A 23462-nucleotide genomic window follows, 5' to 3' on the forward strand; every position below is an offset into this window, starting at 1 on the left:
TTTCTCTCGCGTGGCTGATGTTGATGGGTCAGGACAGTCAATTTTTCTGGGCCAGCAGTTTTTCAACCGGCAACTTGGTAATCGCAAAGCCGGCCAGCAAGATGGCCGAGTACAGCATCAGGTCACGGGAAATTTCCACGCCTTCGTACCAGGCGCCGATGATCACCGCGAACACCGGGAAGATGATGAACACGAACGACAAAATGATCGGGCTCAAGCGTTTTAGCAGCATGAAATAGACGATAAAGCCGCCCACCGACGCCACCAGCCCCAGGTAGAACAGTGCACTCCAGGAACGCAGGGTAATGTTTTCGAACGTGGGCGTTTCAAACCACAGCCCGGCGACGAACAGCATCAGCCCGGCAATGCCGATGGGCAGGGTGTTGTAGGTAATTACGCTGATGGCGCTGCCTTTTTGCTTGGTAATGACATAGCACAGTGCATGCATGATCGCGGCGGTCAGGATCGCCAGTACCCCGAAGAACTCGGCGTGGTCCAGGTGCAGGCCCTGGCTCTTGATGATCATGTAGAGGCTGCCGAAACCGATGCCGATGCCGACCACCTGGGAAAAGTAGATGCGCTCGCGCAGGAACAGCGCGGAGAAAATCAGGATGAAGACGGGCATGCAGCTGAACAGCAGAGCGGTGAGGCCGGATGAGACGTGCATCTCGCCATAGTTGAGCAAGTAATAGGGAACGCTGAAATAGGTCAGGGTTACGAATACGAAGAACCAGCGGCTTTCTCGCGGGAACAGGATCGGTTCACGGCGCACCAGGGCAAAGCACAGAAACAACGGAAACGCGATCAGGAAGCGCAAGCCTGCAGACGTCAGTGGTGGCACGCTTTCGACGGCGATCTTGATCCCCAGCCAAGTGGTGCCCCAACTCAGGCACACGATAAGAAACATCACGCTGGTTACCAGGCCGGACAACCACTGTTTCTGAGTTTTTGTTTTTGTAGTGTTTTCAAGAACGGCGGACATTGGCATCGTTTATTGCTTCCCTGAGCCGGAATTGAACTCTATATTGACTGTGTATTAAGTTGTTTCATTCGGTGATTGAACCCGTAAAAGCACACTATTAGGGCGAATGATGGCTGTCAAAACAAATATTGACATGGTGTCAATTATGCGTGAGGGGTTGTCCAGCGGTCAGGGCGTGAAGTACAAGCGCCTGTCTGACGTGATGGAACGCGGCATCCTTGAAGGCTTGATTGAGCCGGGGCGAAAACTGCCGCCCCATCGGGTTCTTTCCGACAATCTGGGCGTGACCATCGGCACCATCAGCCGAGCCTACGGCGAACTGGAACGCCTTGGGTTAGTGGTGGCACGGGTGGGTGACGGTACTTTCGTACGCAAGCGTGGGATGGAGCGTCAGCGTGATGAAGGCTTTCGCAACGTCAGCGAGGAGCCACGTCATTATTTCGATATGAGCCGTAACATGCATATTCCCGGGCAGGAGACGGTGTTTCTCGCGCAGAGCTTCCAAACCCTGTCGACCAATGCCAAGTTCCTTCAAGACATCAGTGCCTACACACCCGACGCCGGTTTGCCGCGCTACCGTGAGGCCGGTGCGCAATGGCTGGTGCAGCGCGAATTTCACCCGATTCCCGAGCAGGTCATCTGTGTCAATGGCGGCCAGCATGGCTTGCTTTGCGCCATGATGGCGCTGCTGCGGGCGGGCGATACGGTGGTCACTGAACAGCTCACGTACCCTGGGCTGATTACCGCTGCGCGGATGCTCGGCGTACGTCTGATCGGTCTGGAGATGGATGAGGAAGGCGTGCTGCCCGGTGCGCTGGATGAAGTTTGTCGTAATCACCGGGTTTCGGCGCTGTACTGCACACCGACCATCCAGAATCCGACCACGGCGGTGCTGTCTGTCGCACGCAGGGAGGCTCTGGTTAAGGTATGCCGTGAGCATAATCTGCTGATTCTTGAAGACGAAGCCCACGGCGTCCTGGTGGAAGATCGCCCACCACCGCTAAGCTTTTTCGCACCGGAGCGTACGATTTTGATCAGTAGCCTGAGCAAGGCAGTGTCTGCCGGGTTACGTGTGGGATATGTGCATGCGCCACCGGCGTTGGTCAGCCGTATTTCGGCAGCGTTGCGCTCGACGTGCTGGATGGCCACGCCGGTGACCCTGGAACTGGCAACCCAGTGGATCGAAAACGGCACGGCGGAATACCTGTTACGCCAACAAATCAATGAGATCAGCCGACGCAAAGCCCTGGTGCGTGACCTGCTGACCGGCCTGGAATACCGCACCCACCTCAACAGTCCGCATTTCTGGATTGAAGTACCGGAGCCATGGCGAGCGTCGGAAATTGAGGCGGAGCTCAAGCAGAATAATTACCTGATCGCCACCGCCGAGGCGTTTGCTGTGGGGCAAACAGCAGTCCCGCAGTTTATTCGGGCGAGCATTTGTAATACGTCGGGGGATGACCAGTTGTTGCGGGCGGGGTTTGATGCGCTGGCGACGGCGTTGGGGCAGGGTGGGGACAGGTTTCATTTGTAGGACGGTAAACCGAGTTACCGTTCATCGCAGGCAAGCCGGCTCCCACATTTGCAGTGTATTCCGCTGTGGGAGCTGGCTTGCCTGCGATGGCGTCAGTTCAGGCAACAGAGATTATTTAAAGCGTCGCTCTACGCCTTTCTCTACCAGAATCTTCGCCGATATCTCTTCCACCGAGAAATGCGTGGAATTGATGTGCGCAATATTCTCGCGACGGAACAGATTTTCCACTTCGCGCACTTCGAACTCGCACTGGGCATAGCTGGAGTAGCGGCTGTTGGGCTTGCGCTCATTGCGGATGGCGGTGAGGCGGTCCGGGTCGATGGTCAGGCCGAACAGCTTGTGCTGGTGCGCGCGCAGGGCGGCCGGCAGCGTCAGGTGCTCCATGTCGTCTTCGGTCAGCGGATAGTTGGCCGCGCGGATGCCGAACTGCATGGCCATGTACAGGCACGTCGGGGTCTTGCCGCAGCGGGATACGCCCACCAGGATCAGGTCGGCCTTGTCATAGTAGTGAGTACGGGCGCCGTCATCGTTGTCGAGGGCGAAGTTTACCGCCTCGATACGCTCCATATAATTGGAGTTGTGCCCAATGGAATGGGACTTTCCTACGGAATAGGAGGAGTGTTCACTCAGCTCTTGCTCCAGCGGCGCCAGGAACGTGGAGAAGATGTCGATCATGAAACCATTGGAAGTCGCGAGGATCTCACGAATATCCTGATTGACGATGGTGTCGAAAATGATCGGGCGACAACCGTCTTTTTCGGCCGCCAGATTGATTTGTTGTACCATGGCCCGCGCTTTATCCACGCTGTCGATATAGGGCCGCGTGAATTTGGCGAAGGTAATGTTTTCGAACTGCGCGAGCAGGCTCTGACCCAATGTTTCGGCTGTAATGCCGGTGCCGTCGGAGATAAAGAAAGCAGATCGTTTCATTTGAGCCCTGGGCCTTAAGCTGATGGCGAATCTTGGATATGATAGGCGCGATTTTGCCGTCCCGCAGTGGGCCGCATTCTCACTTATTTTCCAGGTCCAGGCCACAAGCGTCAGCGTTTGCTCCTACTGAGCAGCCGGCGTCCTGAGCTTTTCCAACACAGAAAGTGGAGAGATCACCTTGGTAGAGTACGTAGTTTCCCTCGATAAGCTCGGCGTCCATGATGTAGAGCATGTGGGGGGCAAGAACGCATCCCTCGGCGAGATGATCAGTAATCTTGCAGGCGCTGGTGTTTCGGTGCCCGGTGGTTTTGCCACCACGGCCCAGGCTTACCGCGATTTCCTCGAGCTGAGCGGGCTGAATGCTCAGATCCACGCCGCGCTGGACGCCCTGGACGTCGATGACGTCAACGCTCTGGCCAAGACCGGCGCCCAGATCCGTAAATGGATCATGGACGCCGAGTTTCCCGAGAAGCTCAACGAAGAAATCCGTACTGCTTTCGCCATTTTGTCTGCCGGCAACCCGGACATGGCCGTCGCTGTGCGCTCTTCTGCCACCGCTGAAGACTTGCCGGATGCCTCCTTTGCCGGCCAGCAAGAAACCTTCCTTAATATCCGCGGCGTGGAAAACGTTATCCGCGCAGCCAAGGAAGTGTTCGCCTCACTGTTCAACGACCGCGCTATTTCCTATCGTGTACATCAGGGTTTCGACCACAAGCTGGTGGCCTTGTCTGCCGGTGTGCAGCGCATGGTACGTTCGGAAACCGGCACCGCCGGCGTGATGTTCACACTGGACACCGAATCCGGTTTCCGTGACGTGGTGTTTATCACCGGTGCCTACGGCCTGGGCGAAACCGTCGTACAAGGCGCGGTCAACCCGGACGAATTCTACGTCCACAAACACACCCTTGAGGCAGGCCGTCCGGCCATCCTGCGCCGTAACCTGGGCAGCAAAGCCATCAAGATGATCTACGGCGACGAGGCCAAGGCCGGTCGCTCGGTGAAAACCGTTGATGTCGACAAGGCTGAACGCGCGCGTTTCTGCCTGACCGACGCCGAAGTCAGCGAATTGGCCAAGCAAGCAATGATCATCGAAAAGCACTACAAGTGCCCGATGGACATCGAGTGGGCCAAAGACGGTGACGACGGCAAGTTGTACATCGTGCAGGCTCGCCCTGAAACCGTGAAGAGCCGTACCTCGGCCAACGTCATGGAGCGTTACCTGCTCAAAGAAACCGGCACCGTGCTGGTAGAAGGTCGCGCCATCGGCCAGCGCATTGGCGCCGGTAAAGTGCGGATCATCAAGGACGTGTCCGAAATGGACAAAGTCCAGCCAGGTGACGTACTGGTTTCCGACATGACCGACCCGGACTGGGAGCCGGTGATGAAGCGCGCCAGCGCCATCGTCACCAACCGCGGCGGGCGTACCTGTCACGCGGCGATCATCGCCCGTGAGCTGGGGATCCCTGCTGTGGTGGGTTGCGGCAACGCCACCCAACTGTTGAAAGACGGCCAAGGTGTGACGGTGTCCTGCGCCGAAGGCGACACCGGCTTCATCTTTGAAGGCGAACTGGGCTTCGACATCAAGCAAAACTCCATCGACGCCATGCCAGACCTGCCGTTCAAGATCATGATGAACGTCGGTAACCCGGACCGTGCCTTCGATTTCGCGCAGCTGCCGAATGCCGGTGTGGGCCTGGCCCGCCTGGAGTTCATCATCAACCGCATGATCGGCGTGCACCCCAAGGCCTTGCTGAACTACGACGGTCTGCCGTTGGAGATCAAGGAAAGCGTCGACAAGCGCATCGCCGGCTACAACGACCCGGTAGGTTTCTACGTCGAGAAGCTGGTGGAAGGCATCAGTACCCTGGCGGCGGCCTTCTACCCGAAAAAGGTCATCGTGCGCCTGTCGGACTTCAAGTCCAACGAATACGCCAACCTGATCGGCGGCAAGCTCTATGAGCCGGAAGAAGAAAACCCGATGCTGGGTTTCCGCGGCGCCTCGCGTTACATCAGCGAAGCTTTCCGTGACTGCTTCGAGCTGGAGTGCCGTGCGCTCAAACGCGTGCGCAACGAGATGGGCCTGACCAACGTCGAGATTATGGTGCCGTTCGTGCGTACCCTCGGCGAGGCGAGCCAGGTCGTTGATCTGCTGGCGGAAAACGGCCTGAGTCGTGGTGAAAACGGCTTGCGCGTGATCATGATGTGCGAACTGCCATCCAACGCCATCCTGGCCGAAGAGTTCCTGGAGTTCTTCGACGGTTTCTCCATAGGCTCCAACGACCTGACCCAGCTGACCCTGGGCCTGGACCGCGATTCGGGGATCATCGCTCACTTGTTCGACGAGCGTAACCCGGCGGTCAAGAAGCTGCTGGCCAACGCCATCCAGGCGTGTAACAAGGCCGGCAAGTACATCGGGATCTGCGGCCAAGGCCCTTCCGACCACCCGGACCTGGCCAAATGGCTGATGGAGCAGGGCATCGAAAGCGTCTCGCTGAACCCCGATTCCGTGCTGGAAACCTGGTTCTTCCTCGCGGAAGGCCAAGCGCCCGCATAAGGTCGTTACGTCAAAAGTGCCGGTCACTCATTAAGGATGACCGGCATTCTTATCTGTGCAGGGCGGAACTCCTTCCGGACGCCGCCCTTTTTTGTGCAAGAGCATTATGCAAAGCAGTAGCAACCTGTTTCCCGTCGCCCTGATCAGCGCTGAACGTCGCGGCGACCTGAGTGAAGATGTGTACCGCCTCAAACCCGGCAACAGCCCGGACGGCACCGTCGAGTTGGCCGTGACCCGTTTGGGCCTGGCGGATGTCCCGGAAAACCGGGGCACGCCGGTAATTTTAGTGCACGGCAGTTTTTCCAATCGGCGCTTCTGGTACTCGCCTAAAGGCATCGGCCTGGGCGCTTACCTGGCGCGCCAGGGATTTGATGTATGGATCCCGGAAATGCGCGGGCATGGCCTGTCCAAGCGCAATCAGAACTACGCCAGCAATCGCGTCGCCGATTATGCGCGTTACGATTTGCCGGCCATCGGGGCGTTTGTGCGTGAGCAAAGTGCGCAAATCCCGCACTGGATTGGGCATTCCCTGGGTGGCACCGCTCTGGCGGCAGCCTTGGGCGGTCAGCACCTTGGCGCGCCAGCAGTGGCCTCAGTCGCGCTGTTTGGCTGCCAGGTCAGCCGCACCCACTGGCCGTTGAAAATTCCACCGCTGGAGTGGACGGGGCGTTTGCTTCTGAAGCGCTTTGGCGAGGTATCCGGCTCCCGCCTCAAGCGCGGTCCGGAGGACGAGCCGGCGGGCGTGATGATCGAGGCCATGCGCTGGAATGGCCTGTTCGGTCGCTTTGGCGAGGGAAAGCAAGACTGGTGGAAGGGCTTGGCCGACGTTGACGTGCCGCTGTTGGCGGTGAGCGCTGCGGGTGATCGGCAAGACCCGGATTGGGCGTGTCGCAAACTGTTCGAGCAAGTGGGCTCTGTGCATCGCCAATACCTGTGCCTGGGGCGCGGGCAAGGTTTTACCGGGGATTTCGGGCATGTTGAAATGCTGGTCAGTAAAGCCGCCCAGGCCGAAGTGTGGCCGTTGGTGGCGCAGTGGTTGAAAGATCCGCTCACACCTTTGTTCGGGGCTCAATCGCAGATTGCCGCAACGGTTTGACGCAAGCGCTCTACCAAGGGCGTTTCACTTGTGTGTGGTTGCGGCTAAGATATGACGCGTTATGGGCTTCTGGTCATATTCAGTCGCGCAATGGCTATTGCGTTGCGATAAAATGGGTTTGATCATGGCCGCCGTCAACGGGTGAGCATGTAAAGATTGCCTGTCACGACGCGTTTTTCTGATGTACACCGTGGGATGTTCGACCTCTTCTTTCACGACAGGAGTTTCTCGATGAACCATTACGTGACGCCCGACTTGTGCGACGCCTACCCGGACCTGGTGCAGGTGGTTGAGCCGATGTTCAGCAATTTCGGTGGCCGAGACTCCTTTGGTGGCGAAATCGTCACCATCAAATGCTTCGAAGACAACTCGTTGGTCAAGGAGCAGGCCGACCAGCCGGGTGCCGGCAAAGTGCTGGTAGTCGACGGTGGTGGTTCCCTGCGCCGCGCGTTGCTGGGTGACATGATCGCCGAGAAAGCCGCAAAAAACGGCTGGGAAGGGCTGGTGATCTACGGTTGCATCCGTGATGTCGATGTCATCGCCCAGACTGACCTGGGTGTGCAGGCACTGGCCACTCACCCGATGAAAACCGACAAGCGCGGCATTGGCGACCTGAACGTAGTGGTGACCTTCGCGGGCGTGACGTTCCGCCCGGGTGAATACATCTATGCGGACAATAATGGTGTGATCGTCTCGCCAAGCCCGCTGAAAATGCCTGAATAAACTGCTGTAGCCATAGGGGTGAGGATGTTCGAGGAAGAAAACGCGCAGTGGGGGCTGGTGCATGCCCTGGTACTGGACGGTAAAGGCGGTGCGCGTTCGATTGCCCGGACTGAGCTCGACGATTTGCAACTGCAGCCCCAGGAAAGCCTGTGGTTGCATTGGGATCGCAGCCATCCGCAGACCCAGACCTGGTTGCGTAAATCCAGCGGCTTGAGCGAGTTCGCGTGCGACTTGTTGCTGGAGGAAAACACCCGTCCGCGCCTGTTGCCGCTGCCGGACGACGAATTGCTGCTGTTTCTGCGAGGGGTCAACCTCAACCCGGGGGCCGAGCCGGAAGACATGGTCTCGGTGCGTATCTTCGCTGCGGCCAGTCGCGTGATTTCCTTGCGCTTGCGCCCGCTGCGCGCCACTGATGAGTTGCTGGTGCAACTGGCGGAGGGCAAAGGCCCAAAGACCTCGTCTGAACTCATCCTTTATATGGCGCAGTACCTGACCCATAAAGTGCAGGATTTGGTGACCGAGCTCTCCGAAATCGTCGATTTCGAGGAAGAAAAACTGGATGCCGACGAACGGTATACTCCGGAACATGGCAATGTTTTGCAGATCCGTCGACGAGCGGCTGGGCTGAAGCGATTCCTGGCGCCGCAGCGGGATATTTTTGCCCAGCTGACGCGGATCAAATTGCCGTGGTTCTGTAACGATGATGCTGACTATTGGAACGAATTGAACAACAGCCTGACCCGTTACCTGGAAGAGCTCGAATTGACTCGGGAGCGCGTGGGGCTGGTGCTTGAGACCGAAGACCGGCGCTTGAGCGTGCGCATGAATCGCACCATGTACCGCTTTGGGATCATCACGGGAATCTTCCTGCCGATGAGTTTTCTGACCGGTTTGCTGGGTATAAACGTGGGCGGAATACCCTTCTCCGGTGACCCCTACGGATTCGCGATTGCCTGCCTGATGATGGTGGCTGTCGCGCTCGGGCAATGGTGGCTATTTCGACGATTGCGCTGGGTTTGACCTGAATATGACCTGAACACAGGAAGGGTCGCATGTGACCCCAAGAATTTAACCCTCGTCTTTTAAAATACTTGCGAGAGGTCTTTATGCACGATCCGTTCGAACAGTCTTTGCGTGACATGCTCAATGCTTCGCCGTCCAACCGTGACGACGACGCTTGCCTGGGCCGCGTGTTGAAAACCGCCAACCGTCAGGTAGGGGCGGGTGACCTGTTCGGTTTGCTCGGTCGTTGGCTGCCAGCTTTGATGATGGCTCTGAACAATGGTTCGGCCCATGTATCGCCGGTTTCCCGTCGTAAACCTCTTGCTCGCACTGCTGATAAGGCTGATTGAATATGGAACTTGATCTCTGGACCCAGAGCCTGGTCACCGCGATGACCGCATTATGGACCAAGGTGGCGAATTTCATTCCCAACCTGTTTGGTGCTCTGGTCCTGGTATTGCTGGGTTTTGTCGTGGCCAAGTTGCTCGACACCTTGCTGTCCAAATTACTCGCCAAGCTTGGGCTGGATCGCTTGATGGCGGGCACCGGTTTGACCAAACTGTTGGGCCGTGCCGGGCTGCAAGTCCCGATCTCTACCCTGATCGGGAAGATCGTCTACTGGTTCGTTTTACTTATTTTTCTGGTTTCTGCGGCTCAATCCCTTGGACTTGAGCGAGTTTCAGCTACGCTCGACATGCTGGCGCTGTATTTGCCGAAAGTATTCGGCGGCGCGCTGGTGTTGCTGGTAGGCGTTTTGCTGGCGCAATTGGCCAACGGTCTGGTGCGTGGGGCAGCCGAAGGCGTGGGCTTGGACTATGCTGCGGGCCTGGGGCGAATTGCCCAGGGGCTGGTGATCATCATCAGTATTTCCGTCGCGATCAGCCAGTTGGAGGTCAAAACTGACCTTCTCAACCACGTGATTGTGATTGTTTTGATTACCGTTGGTCTGGCCGTTGCGCTGGCCATGGGGTTGGGTAGCCGGGAAATTGCCGGTCAGATTCTTGCGGGAATCTATGTGCGTGAGCTGTATCAGGTTGGGCAACAGGTCCGTGTGGGCGAGGTCGAAGGGCAAATCGAAGAGATCGGTACAGTCAAGACGACGGTGCTGACCGATGACGGTGACCTGGTGTCACTGTCCAATCGGATTCTTCTGGAGCAGCAGGTCAGTAGCCGCTAACCCGGCAAACCCTGCTAATGTACGCCGCCGCAAACCCGGGTGACCGGGCTGTAGCGGACATTGACCTGACTGTCGGCACGACTTGTTTTGAATAAAGCCCAAACGCTGTCTACGCGCTATGACCCCCGTGAGCTCTCTGATGAGGAGTTGGTCGCGCGCTCGCACACGGAGCTGTTTCACGTAACACGCGCGTACGAAGAATTGATGCGCAGGTATCAACGCACTCTGTTCAACGTTTGTTCAAGGTATTTAGGGAACGATAGAGACGCGGACGATGTCTGTCAGGAAGTGATGCTCAAGGTGCTGTACGGCCTGAAGAACTTCGAGGGGAAATCGAAGTTCAAGACATGGCTTTACAGCATCACGTACAACGAGTGCATCACGCAGTATCGTAAGGAACGGCGGAAGCGTCGCTTGATGGACGCTTTGAGTCTGGACCCCCTTGAGGAAGCGTCTGAAGAAAAGGCGCCGACACCCGAGGAGAAGGGCGGACTTGACCGTTGGTTGGTGTATGTGAATCCAATTGACCGTGAAATTCTGGTGCTACGATTTGTCGCAGAGCTCGAGTTTCAGGAAATTGCTGACATCATGCACATGGGTTTGAGTGCTACAAAAATGCGTTACAAACGTGCTCTTGATAAATTACGTGAGAAATTTGCGGGCAGTACTGAAACTTAGTTCGGTGCAAATATCTCTTACGTGTAGGCAAGTTCTGTTAGACTTGTCGCCGAGTTGTCCCCCGGTTTGTGGGACTGCTTTACAATCACCAGATGGGGATTTAACGGATGAAACTGAAAAACACCTTGGGCTTTGCCATTGGTTCTCTTATTGCTGCCACTTCTTTCGGCGCTCTGGCACAAGGCCAAGGCGCAGTTGAAGGCCAGCTGTTCTACAAGAAGCAGTACAACGATAGCGTTAAGCACATCGAAGACGGCTTCAACCCTGGCGCAAGCATCGGTTACTTCTTGACCGACGACGTGTCGATCAACCTGAACTACGACACGACCAACCACACCCGCTCCAACGGCGGTACTGGCAACCAGAAGATCAAAGGTGACACTGGCAGCGTGACTGCTCAGTACCACTTCGGTCAGGCCGGTGTTGACTCCCTGCGTCCATACGTTGAAGGTGGTTTCGGTCACCAGAGCCGTACCAACGTTGCTGCTGACGGCCACACTGGTCGTGACCAGTCGACCCTGGCTATCGCTGGCGCTGGCGTGAAGTACTACTTCACCAACAATCTGTTCGCACGTGCTGGCGTTGAAGCTGACTACGCACTGGACAACGGCAAGTGGGATTACTCCGCACTGGTCGGCCTGGGTGTGAACTTCGGCGGTAACGCTGGCGCAGTTGCTCCAGCTCCTACCCCAGCACCAGCTCCAGAGCCAACTCCAGAGCCAGAAGCTCCAGTTGCTCAGGTTGTTCGTGTTGAGCTGGACGTGAAGTTCGACTTCGACAAGTCGGTTGTTAAGCCTAACAGCTACGGCGACGTGAAAAACCTCGCTGACTTCATGAAACAGTACCCACAGACCACCACCGTTGTTGAAGGTCACACTGACTCCGTCGGTCCTGACGCTTACAACCAGAAGCTGTCCCAGCGTCGTGCTGACGCGGTCAAGCAAGTTCTGGTCAAAGACGGTATCGCTCCTAACCGTGTAAGCTCGGTTGGTTATGGCAAATCCCGCCCAGTTGCTGACAACGCAACTGAAGCTGGCCGCGCTATCAACCGTCGCGTAGAAGCCTCGGTAGAAGCTCAAGCTGCTCAGTAATTACTGAGTGGTAGAAAAAAGCCCGGCTTAGGCCGGGCTTTTTTTCGCCTGTGATTTGCCTCAAATGCTGGCTGAGACCGCAACCCGGATCGCCTGTGCAGTGGCGGCAACGGGGCCGATCACGAGGATCGCCGGGCTCTTCAGGGCAAACGCCTGCGCATCCGCATGCATAGACGCCAGATGACTGCGACATTCGCGCTGCTGGGGCAGCGATGCGTTTTCGATCATCGCCACCGGCATATCCGCGGCCATTCCGCCTTCCAGCAGTTGCTGACGAATCTCCTCAAGTTTCGCCACGCCCATATACACCACCAACGTCGTGCCACCCTCGACCAATGCGCGCCAGTTCAGGCTGCTGTCGTCCTGGGTATGCGCCGTGACCAGTGTTACGCCTCGGCTGACACCACGTAACGTCAGCGGGATATCGCAATTCGTTGCCCCCGCCAGCCCCGCTGTAATCCCGTTGACCAATTCCACCTCCACCCCGCGCTCACGCAACCACGTCGCCTCTTCGCCGCCTCGACCAAAAATGCACGGGTCACCACCTTTAAGTCGCACCACGCATTTGCCCTGGCGCGCATAACGCTGCATCAGGCGGTGAATGAAATCCTGCGGCGTCGAACGGCAACCCCCACGCTTGCCTACGGTAATTACCCGCGCGTTGACACAGTGTTCCAGCACTGCCGGGTTGACCAAATCATCGATCAGCACCACATCGGCTTCGTGCAGGGCCCGCACCGCCTTGAGGGTCAACAACTCCGGATCACCAGGCCCTGCGCCCACCAGCCAAACCTTTGCGCTCATATTTTCCCCTCACACACGCATTGCGATTGGCTGCGGGTTGCTGGCCAAAAGACGTTTGATTTCCGGTACACAGGAGCCGCATTGAGTGCCGCAGCCTAATTCCTGTTTAAGCCCGCCCAGGTCCAACCCACGCCCGATACCGGCGCACACCGCGCTTTCGCTGATGTTCTTGCAGTTGCACAAAGTCTTGTTGCTGGCTGTCGTGCCACCCGGTGGCGCACTGAGTGGCGCCAACAGCCAACGTCGTAGCTGATCGTCGGCACGGCCTTCCTGCCAGAGGTTTTGCAGCCAGTGCCGGGCCAGGGTTTCGCCTGCCAGGCGCAGCGCAGTAATGCGGCCTTTTTCAATTTTGACGCGCTTGCCGATTGAACGACGGGGATCGTCATAGGCCATGACAGGGCCGTCGTTCAGTCCCAGCAGTTCGTCGATTCGGGTCAACAGTTGCAGGTCGGGCGCTTCGGTGTGCGCAGCGCGCACCAGCAGCGCCGGCCTTTCGCGCCCGGCCAGGCTGAGGCTGACGTAGGCAAAACCCTCGCACAGCGGGCGCAGGGCCTCAAAGTGTTGCTGTATATTTCCTTCGATCAGCGCGAACAGCTGCCATGGCAGTTGCACGGGTTCCAGGCGCACGCCGCTGTGCTTGAGTTCGGGTTGTTTTGACAGGGGATCGAACGCCGGTGGGGTCAGGACGTTGACGCCGCCTTTGAGAAAGCGATCGCCCCAATGCATGGGCAAGAACGCCTGGCCTGGACGCACGCTGTCGTCACTGCTGACGGCGACGATCACGCTGCCGCGACGGCTTTTCAGGCTGACCAGGTCACCTTCTTTGAAGCGATGGCGGCGTAACTCTTCCGGGTGCAGGCTCAGTAACGCCTCACTGATGTGCCCGAACAACTGCGCCGCCGTGCCGGTGCGGCTCATGCCGTGCCACTGGTCGCGCAGGCGGCCGGTGATAAGGGTCAGCGGGAAGCGCGCGTCCCGCGTTTCCTTGGCGGCGCGGTAAGGGTCGGCGATAAAGTGCGCGCGGCCAGTTTCGGTGGGGAAGGTGCCATCGGTGTACAGGCGCGGCGTTCCCGTTTGCGCGCCCACGGGAAATGGCCATTGCTGCGGGCCGATCTGATCGAGCAGGGCATGGCTGAGGCCTGACAGGTCGAGGTCGCGGTCGCCGGTCAGTCCCTTGTACTCATCAAAAATCTGCGCAGGTTGTTCAAACGTAAACAGGCTGGTCGACCCTGGCCGTAAGCGACGCTCCAGCCGCCGTGCGAAATCCACCGTAATCGCCCAATCGGGACGCGCTTCTCCTGGTGGGACGATGGCGCGGCGCACGTGGGAAATACACCGTTCGGAGTTGGTCACTGTGCCTTCCTTCTCCCCCCAACTGGCGGCAGGCAGCAGCAGGTCGGCATAGGCAGCGGTTTCGGTCGTGCGAAAGGCTTCCTGCAAGACCACGAACGGGCAGGCGGCCAAGGCCGCACGGACGCTGTTTTGGTCCGGCAGGGATTGCGCAGGGTTGGTACAGGCAATCCACAATGCCTTGATCTTGCCAGCCTGGATTTGCTCGAACAGTTCGATCGCCGTTAGCCCGGTTGTCGCGGGCAACGATTCAACCCCCCAATAGGCGGCGACTTGCGCTCGGTGTTCGGGGTTGGCCGCTTCGCGGTGCCCTGGTAGTAAATTCGACAAGCTGCCGGTCTCGCGTCCACCCATCGCATTGGGCTGACCCGTCAGGGAAAACGGCCCACAGCCCGGTCGGCCAATCGTGCCGGTCGCCAGGTGCAAGTTGATCAGCGCGCTGTTTTTCGCACTGCCGGCGGTGGATTGGTTCAGCCCCATGCACCACAGCGACAGAAAACTGCTGGACGTGCCGACCCATTGCGCACACAGGCGCAGTTGCTCGACGCTGATCCCGCACAACTGCGTGACCATTTGCGGTGTGTAGTCATGCACCAGTCGCTTTAACTCGGCCAACCCATCGGTATGCGCCTGGATAAAGTCGCGGTCGATCCAGTCTTCCCACAGCAACAGATGCAAAATTCCGTGAAACAACGCGACGTCCGTGCCCGGCAAGATCGCCAAGTGCAGGTCAGCCAAATCGCAGGTGTCGGTACGCCGGGGGTCAATGACCACGACTTTCATCTGTGGACGCCGGGATTTAGCTTCCTCCAGGCGTCGGAACAATACTGGGTGGGCGTAGGCCATGTTGCTGCCGACGATCAGCACACAGTCGCTGGACTCCAGGTCTTCATAACTGCACGGCGGTGCATCGGCGCCCAGGCTGCGCTTGTAGCCAACCACCGCCGAAGACATGCACAGCCGCGAGTTGCTGTCGATATTGTTGGTGCCGACCACCGCGCGGGCCAGCTTGTTGAAGCTGTAATAGTCCTCTGTCAGCAATTGCCCGGATATGTAGAACGCCACGCTGTCCGGCCCGTGCTCGGCGATGGTGTCGGCGAACACGTTGGCCGCGTGTTCGAGAGCCGTGTCCCAGTCGGTGCGGGCACGGGCCAGGCCTTTGCCCAGGCGAAGCTCCGGGTACAAGGCGCGGGCAGCCAGGTCGCCGGTCAGGTGCAGGCTGGCGCCTTTACTGCACAACTTGCCGAAGTTTGCCGGGTGGTTCGGGTCGCCTTGCACGCCCAGGATCTGCGAGCCGTCATGCTCGATCAGCACGCCGCAACCCACCCCGCAATAACAACACGTGGATGCAGTGGTCTGGCGGTTCATCAACCCGCGTCCCGCAGGGCCAACATCACTCGGCCGTTTTCCACGCGGGCGGAGTGATGATGGGCGCAGCCAATATCCGGTGCCTGGGCTTCGCCGGACGCCAGGTCGATCTGCCAGTTATGCAGCGGGCAGGCCACGCGCTTGCCATAGATCAAACCTTGGGACAGTGGCCCGCCCTTGTGCGGACAGCGGTCGTCGAGGGCGAAAACTTCGTCATCACTGGTACGAAAAATCGCGATATCGCCTTTGGGTCCATTGATGATGCGCGAACCCAGAGTGTTGATTTCATCGAGGGCGCAAATATCCAGCCAGTTCATGCCTGCACCTCCAGTTGCTTGACGGGAATAACCTCGAACTCCTTTTTCAGCAGCGGCTGCTCCAGGCGTTCCTTCCAAGGGTCTTGTTCGAATGACAGTGAGAACTGCAGGCGCTCATTGAGCGCCTGGCGCCTGGCCGGGTCTTCCAATACGGCCTTCTTGATATGTTCCATGCCCACCCGTTGCAGGTAATGCACGGTGCGCTCTAGGTAGAAGGCTTCTTCGCGGTACAGCTGCAGGAAAGCGCCGTTGTATTCGCGGACTTCTTCGGCGGTTTTCAGCTTGACGAAGAACGCTGCGACTTCGGTTTTGATCCCGCCATTGCCGCCGATATACATCTCCCAGCCGGAGTCGACACCGATAATTCCTACGTCCTTGATGCCCGCTTCCGAGCAATTGCGTGGGCAGCCCGACACTGCCAGCTTGACCTTGTGCGGCGACCACATATTGAACAGGTCATGCTCCAGTTCGATGCCCAACTGCGTGGAGTTCTGAGTGCCGAAGCGGCAGAACTCGCTGCCGACGCAGGTCTTCACGGTGCGGATGGATTTGCCGTAAGCATGGCCGGACGGCATGTCGAGGTCTTTCCAGACGCCGGGCAGGTCCTGTTTCTTGATGCCCAGCAGGTCAATACGCTGGCCGCCGGTGACCTTGACCATCGGCACGTTGTACTTGTCGGCCACATCGGCGATACGCCGTAGCTCCGAGGGATTGGTCACCCCGCCCCACATCCGGGGGACTACAGAATAGGTGCCGTCCTTCTGAATATTGGCGTGGGCGCGTTCGTTGATCAGGCGCGATTGCGGGTCGTCCCTGGCTTCGCCGGGCCAGGTGGAAATCAGGTAGTAATTCAATGCCGGGCGGCAAGTGGCACAGCCGTTGGGTGTGCGCCAGTTCAGGTAAGTCATGGTGCCGGCGATGGTCAGCAGATGCTGTTCGCGGATAGCCTGGCGGATTTGCCCGTGGTTGAGGTCGCTGCAACCGCAAATAGCCTTTTCGCTTTTCGGTTTGACGTCCGCAGCGCCTCCCACGGTGTTGATTAAAATCTGTTCCACCAGACCGGCACACGAGCCGCAGGAGCTGGCGGCCTTGGTGTGCTTTTTCACGTCGTCAACGCTGAACAGCCCATGTTCCTGAATCGCCTTGACGATGGTGCCCTTGCACACGCCGTTGCATCCGCAGACTTCGGCGTTGTCGGCCATGCTCATGGCCTTGTCCTGGCCTTGATGGCCTACATCGCCGAGAGTATTTTCGCCAAACATCAAGTGATCGCGGATCTCGCCAATCGCGTGGTTCTCACGGATCTGACGGAAATACCAACCGCCGTCTGCGGTATCGCCGTACAGGCAGGCGCCGACCAGGATGTCGTCCTTGATCACCAGTTTCTTGTAAACGCCACCGATCGGGTCGGAGAGGGTGATGGTCTCGGTGCCTTCGCCGCCCATGAAGTCGCCGGCGGAGAACAGGTCGATGCCGGTCACCTTCAATTTGGTCGAAGTGACCGAACCCTTGTAGGTCGCAAAGCCCAGCTGGGCCAGATGATTGGCGCAGACCTTGGCTTGTTCGAACAGCGGCGCCACCAACCCGTAGGCAATCCCGCGATGGTTGGCACATTCACCGATGGCATAGATGCGCGGGTCGTAGGTTTGCAGGGTGTCGTTGACCAGAATCCCACGGTTGCAGGGGATGCCGGATTTTTCCGCGAGTTCAGTGTTGGGGCGGATACCGGCAGCCATTACCACCAGGTCGGCGGGGATGATGTCGCCATTCTTGAATTGCACGGAGCCAACGCGGCCATTGCCGGCGTCGTGCAGGGCCTGGGTCTGTTCACACAGCCGAAACACCAGGCCACGGTTTTCCAGTTCGGTTTGCAGTAACTGGCCGCTGGTCTTGTCCAGCTGGCGCTCCAGCAGCCATTCGCCGATATGCACCACAGTCACGTGCATGCCGCGCAGCATCAGACCGTTGGCGGCTTCCAGGCCGAGCAGACCACCGCCGATCACCACGGCGTGCGTGTGGGTCTTGGCGGTGTCGATCATGGCCTGGGTATCGGCGATGTCGCGGTAGCCGATTACACCCTTTAAGGTGTTGCCGGGGATCGGCAGGATAAGCGGCGTTGAGCCGGTGGCGATCAGCAAGCGATCGTATTCGGCTTCGCTGCCGTCTTCGGCAATAACGATGCGTTTGACGCGGTCGATCTGCACCACTTTGCGGTTGAGCAACAGCTTGATGTTGTTATCCAGGTACCAACTGAGATCGTTGAGCACGATCTCTTCAAACGTCTGCTCGCCCGCCAGCACCGGCGACAACAGAATTCGGTTGTAGTTGGTGTGGGGCTCGGCGCCGAACACGGTGATGTCGTACAGGTCGCTGCTCAGCTTGAGCAATTCCTCGAGGGTGCGAACCCCGGCCATGCCGTTGCCGATCATCACCAATTTGAGTCTTTTCATGTCGTTCTCCGTAATGGCTCGACAAATCACGCGCAAACAAAAAAGGCGTCCCCGCTAGTTAGCTAGCGAGGACGCCTTTGTCCTGGTCCCGTTCTCTCGGGAAGCTCGGCCCTTCGACGTTGAAGGAGCGGCTATATGTGTGTTGTTGAAAAAGTTAATGCAGTGGTTGTGCCAAGTTACCCAGCGCCCGGTTTTATTGGGGAGAGTGCCGATATCCCTGAGTTTATTCGCCCTCTAGTGGTGCAACAGCCAGTAAGCCAGCACCAGATTGACCAGCAGCGATGCCAGCGCCACGGTTTGCCAGACCTTGAGCGGTTCGCGCTCCAGCAGCGGTTTGGGCCGCACGCTCAACTCACGGCGGTCGGCCTGCTCCAGCACCAGCAGCCATTCTTCGGCTGTTTCATAGCGTTGTGCGGGGTGAGCCGCCACCGCGCGTTCCAGGCTGAGGGGCAACCAGTCCGGCAGGTCGGGGCGATAGCGGCTGGCGCTGACGGGCTGGTTGAAACGGGGTCGTTGGAAGGCTTCGATTTCGCCGTAGGGGTAATGCCCGGTCAGTAGGTAATACAGCGTGACGCCGACGCCGTATAAATCTTGTTGCGCCGTAGGATGTTCGCCACTGAAAGCCTCGGGTGCGATAAAACTCGGCGTGCCGGGCAGCACGTGGGCGCGGTCCTCGGAGAGCCCCGGGCAATACGCCAGGCCGAAATCCAAGACGCGCAGTTCGCCATCGTCACCCAATAACACGTTCTGCGGCTTGATGTCCCGGTGCAGGATCTGCCGCCGATGCAGCATGCCTACCGCCCGCAACAAGCGCTCGGCGATGGACTGCCACTGCGCCAGGGGCAATGGGCCCTGATGCTGGAACAGTTCTGCAAGGGTGTGCCCCGGATATTCACGCATCACGTAGTACAAATGCTGACGCCCACTGGCCGCATGGACTTCAGGAAACGCGCGCCCGGCCACTCGCCGCAGAAACCATTCTTCCGAGAGCAGCGCTTGGCCCGCATCGCTGTCATCCTCGCGGTTAAGCGGCAAGGTTTTCAGCAGCCAAGGCTGCTGCTGTGCGTCGCGCACTCGGTACAACAAGGACTGGCGACTGTGCGCCAACACGCTTTCAACCTGCCAGCCCTCAAAGTGTTGCCCGGCTTTCAGGGCCGGTGGCAGCGGCCATTGCTGCAACTGCACCAGCGCATCGCCAAGGGTAGCGGCACCCAGTCTGTCGATACGCACCAGCAGCGCGCTGGCATTGTCCTGGCTGGCGGCCAGGTGTGCGGCGTTGACCAGGGTGTTGACCGCCAGATCCAGGTCGGTTTGCTCACGCAGAATCGCCCGGATGCTGTGATCGCCCAAAGTGGCCCACACGCCATCGCTGAGCAGCAGGAAACATTCACCCTCGCGCAATTCGCCGTCGAGAAAATCCAGTACCAGGTGTTGATCCAGGCCAAGGGCGCGCTTGAGCACATGGTGCATGCCCGGTTGCTCCCACACGTGGTCTTCGCTGATGCGCTGCAATTCGCCGTCCAGCCAGCGATAGACCCGGCAATCGCCGACATGTGCGAGCGTGAAGCGTTGGCCGCGAAACACCAGGGCGCTGAGGGTGGTCAACAGTGGCTGGCCGCCGCCGTTGGCCTGTAGCCAGCGATTCTGCGCCAGCAGCAAACGTTCGAGCGCCTGCGCTACGCCCCAGGTTTGCGGCGTGGCGTAGTAGTCCAGGGCCAGCGCCTGCAAGGTCGAGCGCGCGGCCAGGCCACCGTCGGCACATTGGCTGACACCGTCGGCCATGGCGCACAGATAACCCTTGCTTGCGGCCAGTTCCGCCACCGGGGTGACCACGCGCAGGGCATCCTGGTTTTCCGCTCGAGGGCCGATGGCGCTGGCGTGGGCGATGCTCAGTTGCAGGCTCATCAGACGCGTGCGGCGGTCACGGCGGCCGAGCCCCAGGTGGTTCTCCAGCGACGTTTGACGCCGTGCAGGCCAAACCAGGCCACCACGCCGAGGCTGGCGAACAACCACAGGGCCATCTGATAACTGCCAGTGCTTTGTTTGATCGCACCCATACCCGCAGCGAGGGCGAAGCCGCCGATACCGCCAGCCATGCCGATCAGACCGGTCATCACGCCGATCTCGCGGCGAAAACGTTGGGGAACCAGTTGGAACACCGCGCCATTACCCGCGCCGAGGCCGAGCATGGTGCAGACGAAAAGCGCCAATGCAGCGTAGGAACTTGGCAGGTTGAACCCGACCGCAGCGATGCAGATTGCCGCCACGCTGTACATGCCGAGCAGGGTACGAATCCCGCCGAAACGGTCAGCCAGGGCGCCGCCCAACGGACGCATCAGGCTGCCACCAAATACGCAGGCGGCGGTGTAGTAGCCGGCGGTCACCGGGCTCAGGCTGTATTGGTCGTTGAAGTAGCCGGGCAGGGCGCTGGCCAGTCCGATAAAGCCGCCGAAGGTCACGCTGTAGAAGAACATGAACCACCAGCTGTCGCGGTCGCCCAAGGCCTTGAAGTAGTCAGCCATGGATTTGGCTTTCGCACGTTCAGGGGCATTGCGCGCGAGCCAGGCGAAGACAATCAGGGTGAGGATCAGCGGAATCAGCGCGAAGCCGAACACATTGCTCCAGCCATACGCAGCGGCCAGCACCGGTGCCAGCAGCGCGGCAAACACGGTGCCGGAGTTACCGGCGCCGGCGATGCCCATGGCCTTGCCTTGGTGTTCAGCGGGATACCACTGGGACGCCAGGGGCAGGGCAACCGCAAAGGACGCTCCGGCCATGCCAAGGAACGCGCCGAGCAGCAGGGCTTGCTCGTAGCTGTGGATGCCAAGCTTCCAGGCCCCGAACAATGCTGCGATCACAATCACCTGACCGATCAGGCCGGCGGTCTTGGGCGACAGCTTGTCGGCCAGCATGCCCATTAAAAAGCGCAGTACCGCGCCGGCCAGGATCGGCGTCGCCACCACCAGGCCTCGTTGCTGGGTGGTCAGGTGCAGGTCGGCGGCGATCTGTACCGCCAGCGGGCCCAACAGGTACCAGACCATGAAGCTCAGGTCGAAATACAGGAACGCGGCAAACAGGGTCGGGGTGTGCCCGGATTTCCAGAAGCTTGATTTCATCACGCACCTCAACGGTTGGGAGTCTTGTAAGAAGGCCTGGTGATGGAACAGCCGTTTAGGGCCGCCCCACCGGCCCCATGTTCTAGGGCCAAAACGAAAAAACGCCGCCACCAGGTTTGCGGGGGCAAACCGAGTGGGCGACGTCTTTGTCGTAGAAGGGGCAACCGCCGTTGGTTACCTGTGAGGATTCTTTAGCAAGAGCTGCGCCAGTTCAGCCGAGTAACTCGCTCATCGCAATAATCTGCTCCGCCACCTGGATCAGTTTCTGTTGGCGGCTCATGGCCTGGCGGCGCATCAGGGTGTAGGCCTCTTCCTCATTGCAGTGCTTCATTTTCATCAGCATGCCTTTGGCCAGCTCGATGCGTTTACGCTCGGCCAGTTGCTGATCCCGGGCCTGGAGCTGCGCGCGCAGGGCCTGGTCGCTTTCAAAACGCGCCATGGCCACGTCCAGGATGGGCTGGAGGCGTTGGGCCTGAATGCCTTCAACGATGTAGGCGCTGACACCGGATTTGATTGCCTGGCGCATCACATTCGGGTCGTGCTCGTCAGTAAACATCACGATCGGCCGGGGTTGGTCGCGGCTGACCAGCACCACTTGCTCCATCACATCGCGACCGGGCGACTCGGTATCGATCAGGATCACGTCCGGGCGCACCGTTTCGACGCGCGCAGGCAGGTCAATGGTCAGGCCGGACTCATCGATTACCTCGAATCCTGCTTCGGTCAGCGCGGCCTTCAGGCGCCCGACTTTGCGCGGGGTATCGTTGATCAACAGGATTCGCAACATCGTGGTTCCTCCTGTCAGCGCTGGGCGTGGCGGCTGGAAGGGTCGGCCATGGCGTGCAGGCGGAAGCTGCGGGCGTACGCGGCGGGGTTGGAGCCGTCCCAAATTTTGCCGTCGATTAACTGGCTGCTGCGCATGTCCTGGCCGCTTGCCGGAACGCCGACGGCAGCGGCCGCTTGACGATACAGGTCCAGTTGCTGCACCTGGCGGGCAACGCCGAGGTAATCCGGGTCTTCGCGCAGCAGGCCCCAACGCCGGAACTGGGTCATGAACCACATGCCGTCGCAGAGGTACGGCAGGTTCACCTCGCCATCGGCAAAAAACCTCAAGGCATGCGGGTCTTGCCACTGGTTGCCGAGGCCATCGTCATAAGCGCCCAGCAGGCGTGGCTCGATGCAGTCGAGCGGCGTATCGAGGTAGTCGCGGGCGCTGAGTAATTGCGCCGTAGAGCGGCGGTTTTCCTGGCTTTCTTCGATAAAACGGCTGGCCTCCAGGATCGCCATTACCAGCATGCGGGCAGTGTTCGGATATTGATCGACGAACGCCTGGGTGCAGCCGAGTACTTTTTCCGGATGGTTCGGCCAGATCGCTTGCGTGGTCGCCAGCGTGAATCCCTGGTTTTGCTTGACTGCGCTGGCGCACCAGGGCTCGCCGACGCAAAAACCGTCGATACGCCCGGCTTGCAAGTGCGCGAGCATCTGCGGCGGTGGCACCACCACGCTATTCACATCTTGCAATGGATGAATGCCTTGGCTGGCCAGCCAGTAATACAACCACATGGCGTGGGTGCCTGTGGGAAATGTCTGGGCGAAGGTCAGCTTTGTTCGGCTTTGGTGCACGTGACGGTCCAGTGCATCAGGAGTGACCACCCCCTGTTGTTGCAGATTGTGGGAGAGGTTGATGCTCTGACCGTTTTGGTTGAGCCCCATCAACACGGCCATATCGGTAGAGGCTACGCCGCCAATGCCCAGGTGCACGGCATAGACCAGCCCGTACAGGCTGTGGGCGGCGTCCAGCTCACCGCTGACCAATTTGTCGCGCAGGTTGGCCCAGGATGATTGGCGTTTGAGGTTCAGTGTCAGGCCGTAGGGCTGAGCGAAGCCCTGGGTGGCGGCGACCACCAGCGAGGCGCAATCGGTCAGCGCCATGAAGCCCAGGTCGAGGCTGCTCTTTTCCGGGGCGTCACTGCCGTTTACCCAGGCCAGCGCATTGTTCACCGGGCTGTTGCCGACCGAATCGTTCATCAACACCTACCTTTTCTGTCAAAAAAAAGCGTCGTTTCCTTAGATGGCAGCGCGGTGATGCCAGCGCAGGCCATTGCGGGGTAACGACGCCTTTGTCTGTAGGCACGCTCCGACGTTGGTGCGCGCTCTGATGCAGAGTCCAAAGCAAGGCACATGCCACGGGCAGATAGAGGTGGCCTGCCGTCAGCTTTCCATCAAGATTGAAAGTCGACGCCCTTTCAGTATGGCCGCTTCTTTGCGCCAGACTGCCAGGAACCCCTGC

The 23462-nt window shown here is 59.2% G+C and carries 19 protein-coding genes; 9 read left to right on the plus strand and 10 right to left on the minus strand.

Features of this window, described 5'->3' with window-relative positions; genetic code table 11:
* Window positions 1-37 precede the first annotated feature (37 nt).
* Complete coding sequence (locus tag ACLBW8_RS01040) at window positions 38-931, minus strand: DMT family transporter (RefSeq protein ID WP_447804353.1); 894 nt, start codon at window positions 929-931, stop codon at window positions 38-40.
* Between the two features lie 160 nt (window positions 932-1091).
* Between ACLBW8_RS01040 and ACLBW8_RS01045 the strand changes: the two genes are divergently transcribed.
* The gene (locus tag ACLBW8_RS01045) at window positions 1092-2516 is read left to right on the plus strand and encodes an aminotransferase-like domain-containing protein (RefSeq protein ID WP_064454994.1); all 1425 of its coding nucleotides are present in this window, start codon (window positions 1092-1094) and stop codon (window positions 2514-2516) included.
* A 111-nt stretch (window positions 2517-2627) separates the two neighbouring features.
* On the opposite strand, the gene ppsR is transcribed toward ACLBW8_RS01045, so the two are convergent.
* A complete protein-coding gene (gene ppsR / locus ACLBW8_RS01050; protein WP_064453630.1) occupies window positions 2628-3446 on the minus strand; it encodes a posphoenolpyruvate synthetase regulatory kinase/phosphorylase PpsR in 819 nt (272 codons plus the stop codon).
* Between the two features lie 178 nt (window positions 3447-3624).
* Between ppsR and ppsA the strand changes: the two genes are divergently transcribed.
* The 8 genes from ppsA (at window position 3625) to ACLBW8_RS01090 (ending at window position 11767) form a co-directional block, all read left to right on the plus strand.
* Window positions 3625-6000 (plus strand): phosphoenolpyruvate synthase, encoded by a 2376-nt coding sequence (ppsA, locus tag ACLBW8_RS01055; protein WP_064453629.1) that lies wholly within the window; start codon window positions 3625-3627, stop codon window positions 5998-6000.
* A 106-nt stretch (window positions 6001-6106) separates the two neighbouring features.
* On the plus strand, window positions 6107-7096 hold the full coding sequence (locus tag ACLBW8_RS01060) for an alpha/beta fold hydrolase (RefSeq protein ID WP_221295412.1): 990 nt from the start codon (window positions 6107-6109) through the stop codon (window positions 7094-7096).
* A gap of 231 nt (window positions 7097-7327) precedes the next feature.
* Window positions 7328-7819 (plus strand): ribonuclease E activity regulator RraA, encoded by a 492-nt coding sequence (gene rraA / locus ACLBW8_RS01065; RefSeq protein ID WP_432750917.1) that lies wholly within the window; start codon window positions 7328-7330, stop codon window positions 7817-7819.
* 24 nt (window positions 7820-7843) lie between these two features.
* On the plus strand, window positions 7844-8839 hold the full coding sequence (locus ACLBW8_RS01070; RefSeq protein ID WP_447804354.1) for a zinc transporter ZntB: 996 nt from the start codon (window positions 7844-7846) through the stop codon (window positions 8837-8839).
* A gap of 86 nt (window positions 8840-8925) precedes the next feature.
* The gene (locus ACLBW8_RS01075) at window positions 8926-9171 is read left to right on the plus strand and encodes a hypothetical protein (RefSeq protein WP_005790375.1); all 246 of its coding nucleotides are present in this window, start codon (window positions 8926-8928) and stop codon (window positions 9169-9171) included.
* Between the two features lie 2 nt (window positions 9172-9173).
* Window positions 9174-9998, plus strand: a complete 825-nt coding sequence (locus ACLBW8_RS01080; protein WP_003175519.1) for a mechanosensitive ion channel family protein — start codon at window positions 9174-9176, stop codon at window positions 9996-9998.
* Between the two features lie 87 nt (window positions 9999-10085).
* On the plus strand, window positions 10086-10676 hold the full coding sequence (sigX, locus tag ACLBW8_RS01085; RefSeq protein ID WP_064453626.1) for an RNA polymerase sigma factor SigX: 591 nt from the start codon (window positions 10086-10088) through the stop codon (window positions 10674-10676).
* Window positions 10677-10783: 107 nt separating this feature from the next.
* Window positions 10784-11767 carry an OmpA family protein gene (locus tag ACLBW8_RS01090; RefSeq protein WP_064453625.1) on the plus strand — a complete coding sequence of 328 codons (984 nt, stop codon included), beginning with the start codon at window positions 10784-10786 and terminating at the stop codon, window positions 11765-11767.
* A gap of 60 nt (window positions 11768-11827) precedes the next feature.
* Here ACLBW8_RS01090 and cobA read toward each other — a convergent pair whose 3' ends face one another.
* The 8 genes from cobA to ACLBW8_RS01130 form a co-directional block, all read right to left on the minus strand.
* Window positions 11828-12571 (minus strand): uroporphyrinogen-III C-methyltransferase, encoded by a 744-nt coding sequence (cobA, locus tag ACLBW8_RS01095; protein ID WP_064453624.1) that lies wholly within the window; start codon window positions 12569-12571, stop codon window positions 11828-11830.
* A 9-nt stretch (window positions 12572-12580) separates the two neighbouring features.
* Window positions 12581-15289 carry a nitrate reductase gene (locus tag ACLBW8_RS01100; RefSeq protein ID WP_447804355.1) on the minus strand — a complete coding sequence of 903 codons (2709 nt, stop codon included), beginning with the start codon at window positions 15287-15289 and terminating at the stop codon, window positions 12581-12583.
* Entirely contained in the window at window positions 15289-15606 is a 318-nt protein-coding gene (gene nirD, locus ACLBW8_RS01105; protein ID WP_432750914.1) for a nitrite reductase small subunit NirD, read from the minus strand. The genes ACLBW8_RS01100 and nirD overlap by 1 nt, the downstream gene beginning before the upstream one ends.
* Complete coding sequence (gene nirB, locus ACLBW8_RS01110) at window positions 15603-18056, minus strand: nitrite reductase large subunit NirB (RefSeq protein WP_447804356.1); 2454 nt, start codon at window positions 18054-18056, stop codon at window positions 15603-15605. Before nirB ends, nirD begins: the two co-directional genes overlap by 4 nt.
* A 234-nt stretch (window positions 18057-18290) precedes the next feature.
* Window positions 18291-19961: a protein kinase domain-containing protein gene (locus tag ACLBW8_RS01115; protein WP_447804357.1), complete on the minus strand. Its 1671-nt coding sequence runs from the start codon at window positions 19959-19961 to the stop codon at window positions 18291-18293.
* Window positions 19961-21172 (minus strand): nitrate/nitrite transporter, encoded by a 1212-nt coding sequence (locus ACLBW8_RS01120; protein WP_447804358.1) that lies wholly within the window; start codon window positions 21170-21172, stop codon window positions 19961-19963. The genes ACLBW8_RS01115 and ACLBW8_RS01120 overlap by 1 nt, the downstream gene beginning before the upstream one ends.
* A 211-nt stretch (window positions 21173-21383) precedes the next feature.
* Window positions 21384-21959 (minus strand): ANTAR domain-containing response regulator, encoded by a 576-nt coding sequence (locus ACLBW8_RS01125; RefSeq protein WP_053257467.1) that lies wholly within the window; start codon window positions 21957-21959, stop codon window positions 21384-21386.
* Window positions 21960-21973: 14 nt separating this feature from the next.
* Complete coding sequence (locus tag ACLBW8_RS01130; RefSeq protein ID WP_447804359.1) at window positions 21974-23200, minus strand: CmpA/NrtA family ABC transporter substrate-binding protein; 1227 nt, start codon at window positions 23198-23200, stop codon at window positions 21974-21976.
* Window positions 23201-23462 lie beyond the last annotated feature (262 nt).

Source organism: Pseudomonas sp. M5A4_2d, assembly GCF_053345295.1.

What these genes read in the sequence shown, in the direction of transcription:
- ACLBW8_RS01045 (WP_064454994.1), top strand. Translation starts at nt 1,092, where the DNA reads ATGGCTGTCAAAACAAATATTGACATGGTGTCAATTATGCGTGAGGGG.
- ppsR (WP_064453630.1), bottom strand. Translation starts at nt 3,446, where the DNA reads ATGAAACGATCTGCTTTCTTTATCTCCGACGGCACCGGCATTACAGCC.
- ACLBW8_RS01060 (WP_221295412.1), top strand. Translation starts at nt 6,107, where the DNA reads ATGCAAAGCAGTAGCAACCTGTTTCCCGTCGCCCTGATCAGCGCTGAA.
- rraA (WP_432750917.1), top strand. Translation starts at nt 7,328, where the DNA reads ATGAACCATTACGTGACGCCCGACTTGTGCGACGCCTACCCGGACCTG.
- ACLBW8_RS01070 (WP_447804354.1), top strand. Translation starts at nt 7,844, where the DNA reads ATGTTCGAGGAAGAAAACGCGCAGTGGGGGCTGGTGCATGCCCTGGTA.
- ACLBW8_RS01075 (WP_005790375.1), top strand. Translation starts at nt 8,926, where the DNA reads ATGCACGATCCGTTCGAACAGTCTTTGCGTGACATGCTCAATGCTTCG.
- ACLBW8_RS01080 (WP_003175519.1), top strand. Translation starts at nt 9,174, where the DNA reads ATGGAACTTGATCTCTGGACCCAGAGCCTGGTCACCGCGATGACCGCA.
- ACLBW8_RS01090 (WP_064453625.1), top strand. Translation starts at nt 10,784, where the DNA reads ATGAAACTGAAAAACACCTTGGGCTTTGCCATTGGTTCTCTTATTGCT.
- cobA (WP_064453624.1), bottom strand. Translation starts at nt 12,571, where the DNA reads ATGAGCGCAAAGGTTTGGCTGGTGGGCGCAGGGCCTGGTGATCCGGAG.
- ACLBW8_RS01100 (WP_447804355.1), bottom strand. Translation starts at nt 15,289, where the DNA reads ATGAACCGCCAGACCACTGCATCCACGTGTTGTTATTGCGGGGTGGGT.
- nirD (WP_432750914.1), bottom strand. Translation starts at nt 15,606, where the DNA reads ATGAACTGGCTGGATATTTGCGCCCTCGATGAAATCAACACTCTGGGT.
- nirB (WP_447804356.1), bottom strand. Translation starts at nt 18,056, where the DNA reads ATGAAAAGACTCAAATTGGTGATGATCGGCAACGGCATGGCCGGGGTT.
- ACLBW8_RS01115 (WP_447804357.1), bottom strand. Translation starts at nt 19,961, where the DNA reads ATGAGCCTGCAACTGAGCATCGCCCACGCCAGCGCCATCGGCCCTCGA.
- ACLBW8_RS01120 (WP_447804358.1), bottom strand. Translation starts at nt 21,172, where the DNA reads ATGAAATCAAGCTTCTGGAAATCCGGGCACACCCCGACCCTGTTTGCC.
- ACLBW8_RS01125 (WP_053257467.1), bottom strand. Translation starts at nt 21,959, where the DNA reads ATGTTGCGAATCCTGTTGATCAACGATACCCCGCGCAAAGTCGGGCGC.
- ACLBW8_RS01130 (WP_447804359.1), bottom strand. Translation starts at nt 23,200, where the DNA reads ATGAACGATTCGGTCGGCAACAGCCCGGTGAACAATGCGCTGGCCTGG.